Origin of the sequence: Chitinimonas sp. BJB300 (genome assembly GCF_002735695.1) — a bacterium.
Classification (GTDB): domain Bacteria; phylum Pseudomonadota; class Gammaproteobacteria; order Burkholderiales; family Chitinimonadaceae; genus Chitinimonas.
This window is the reverse complement of sequence record NZ_PDZH01000263.1, coordinates 1-2,324: the sequence shown is the minus strand read 5'-3', so window position 1 is coordinate 2,324 and position 2,324 is coordinate 1. Positions and strand designations below refer to the sequence as shown.

Sequence of the window (2,324 nt, the reverse complement as noted above, 5' to 3'; positions counted from 1 at the left end):
CCTCCCAAATCATCGCCTTTTTATGGTCGAGGTCGAAGATCAACCAGCTTACAAACCCTGGCCGATTGATTTGCATGTAGGGATAACGAATGGCGTATTCGCGCGGACGAACGCGGGTCGCTGTCTTGTCGTCTGAGCAGCGGGGCAAATACGGTGCTTCCATCAATACACGATGGAGTGCGGACCCTTTTTCATAAAATCGTTCTACATGTGTTGTCTGTGTTTGTAGTATTGGCGCCATAGCCCCTCACCACTCATCGTTCAAAGACGAGCGTATGCTTGCGCGCAGGAGGCCAGACACATACAATGACATCGGTTTCAAGGATTCATTGTCACATCACGTCACTCGGCAAAGTGAAATGTGTGTGTGCCCGGGCCCTCAGCTCGGTTTATTTAACAAAGTGCCCGCTTTCCATAAGCGGGCATTTTGTTTTCTGAGATTGTTTGTTTTGCAGTTATCTCACTTTTTCGCTTTCACTGATTTCGACACCCAATGTGCGGTATCGCATTCAAAACGATTAATCCCATAAGTCTGCAAAACGCTTGCAGCCCCATCAAGGCTTTGGAAATACCGTGCACCTCCGCGAGAAGCACCCAGTACTCGCTCATTCATTCCTGCTCGCACAACAATAACTAGCCCTTTATCTGCTACCTCAAGACGAGCAGTTATTACTGAACCGGCAGCAACAAGTTCTTTTAATACTGCCGATGAAACAATGTTCGTGGTTGCCGTCAACATTGATTTTATACCTCCGAATCGGCCATGTAGCAACAATATCAAATCTTGTTGTGTTTGTCGCTGCATTTTGTGCCCAACCATATCCGCTTATGCGGTCACAAGATTCAATTTTGCTATGTATATACATACATAGTTAGGTGTATATATAGGTATATATATACCTATAGGCGGTGGCTTAAGTATGTCTCAAGTGCTGCCAAAACAATGTCTTTCTCAGTAACTCTTGTGCCTGTAATACGGGTTCGTTCAGCTGCTTCATCACGTAAATGGTTAGCCAAGTCTTCAGGAAAGTTAAAAATCTTCTGGATTCTTCCGCGGCCACGAACAGGAGCCTGCGGTACTTCTTGATGAGAAGAAGTTGTAGCTTTCCTTTCAGCTTTATCAGCATTGCCTCCCTCAAGGAATGCACTTACATCTTTTGGTGATGTAAAACTGCTAATATTTGGTTTACTTTTCATGCTATCGCCTCCAGGAAGAAAGCTTCTATTTCACTTGTTGCAGCTTGATCCTTGCCAATTTCCTGAACGGTCGCTCCCTCTCCGATAGCTCTTCGAAATGCTACGCGCTCACAAATTTTTGTATCAAAAACTCTCAGTTTTTGTTCCGTTAGGAATTCCAACATCTTAGAAGTATCTTTATTTCTAACATCAACTCTCGTAAGCAAGACACGCACGTCTAATTCTGGTTTGTAGTCACGAGCAAGTTCCACAACCTCCAAGAGATCAGTCATTGCTGCTGCATCAAGGTCTGAAGCACCAATCGGTATTATTATTTTGTCAGCCAATAGTAATGCTGACCTTAGACCTACTGAATCTCTACCTCCAGCATCAACCACAACATCTTCATAGTGAATAGCTAACTGCTTTCCCTCTGATAGGATTGCTTTCCCTGCTAAACATGTAGTTGTAGGCGAAGGCGAAAAATCTTTTTCCCTCCGCCATGCCGCCCAACTTGCAGATGAAGCTTGGGGGTCACCATCAATTAGTAATGACTTCCTACGCATAGCCAACTTTACAGCCAGGTGGACGGCTGTAGTTGTCTTTCCTACACCACCCTTTGTATTTACACATGCATAGATCATGGACTTCTTCCTGTTTGTACATATATATATACATGTATATATATATTTGGTTTGATGTGGCTGAGTACCGCCTTCTTACTGCTACATCTGGCACGGCATATTATATATACATATATATATACCGTCATGCTGGATCATACTTTTGGATTACTGTAGCTATTCCTATGCTCCAGGATTCAATTTATCTTCATCGGCGAAACGTTCCATGGGATGTTGCATTAATGACTGCCACTTGTTACAAACAACGTATGTTGGCTTGCCGCACACGCTCAATCTGTGGAATCAATGCTTGATCACGGCGAATGCGTTCAGGCAATAAGGCTGGATTTTTCTGTCGTGCCGCATAACGTCAATACGCCGACGGGGCCATCTGCAATACCTGACAGATAGGCTCGACCCCAAAGTTGGCGCGCTGCTGATCAATCAGCAGCATCATTTCTTGAGTTGGCGGTCGAGCTCCGCCTGGGCGAAAAACGCGCTGGCCACTTTCAGAATCTCATTGGC

4 protein-coding genes, 1 pseudogene and 1 other annotated feature are annotated in these 2,324 nt (G+C 44.8%); all 5 genes and pseudogenes read right to left on the bottom strand.

Annotation, left to right across the window (positions count from 1 at the left end; translation table 11 throughout):
* Positions 1 to 241, bottom strand: a 241-nt coding sequence (locus tag CSQ89_RS21115; protein ID WP_199065769.1) for a replication initiation protein, incomplete at its 3' end; no start/stop codon positions are given.
* 219 nt (positions 242 to 460) lie between these two features.
* Positions 461 to 739: a ParC family partition-associated protein gene (gene parC, locus CSQ89_RS21110; protein WP_099407935.1), complete on the bottom strand. Its 279-nt coding sequence runs from the start codon at positions 737 to 739 to the stop codon at positions 461 to 463.
* Positions 740 to 900: 161 nt separating this feature from the next.
* Positions 901 to 1,197 (bottom strand): hypothetical protein, encoded by a 297-nt coding sequence (locus CSQ89_RS21105; RefSeq protein ID WP_099407934.1) that lies wholly within the window; start codon positions 1,195 to 1,197, stop codon positions 901 to 903.
* Positions 1,194 to 1,820: a ParA family protein gene (locus tag CSQ89_RS21100; protein ID WP_099407933.1), complete on the bottom strand. Its 627-nt coding sequence runs from the start codon at positions 1,818 to 1,820 to the stop codon at positions 1,194 to 1,196. The genes CSQ89_RS21105 and CSQ89_RS21100 overlap by 4 nt, the downstream gene beginning before the upstream one ends.
* A 244-nt stretch (positions 1,821 to 2,064) precedes the next feature.
* Positions 2,065 to 2,324 (bottom strand): annotated as a pseudogene (locus CSQ89_RS23415) (IS3 family transposase); the annotation flags it as partial.
* Positions 2,182 to 2,298 (bottom strand) — a sequence feature (AL1L pseudoknot). Its footprint overlaps the pseudogene before it by 117 nt.

Excerpts from the sequence above, each read along its gene's own strand:
- parC (WP_099407935.1), bottom strand. The coding sequence starts at position 739 with ATGTTGACGGCAACCACGAACATTGTTTCATCGGCAGTATTAAAAGAA.
- CSQ89_RS21105 (WP_099407934.1), bottom strand. The coding sequence starts at position 1,197 with ATGAAAAGTAAACCAAATATTAGCAGTTTTACATCACCAAAAGATGTA.
- CSQ89_RS21100 (WP_099407933.1), bottom strand. The coding sequence starts at position 1,820 with ATGATCTATGCATGTGTAAATACAAAGGGTGGTGTAGGAAAGACAACT.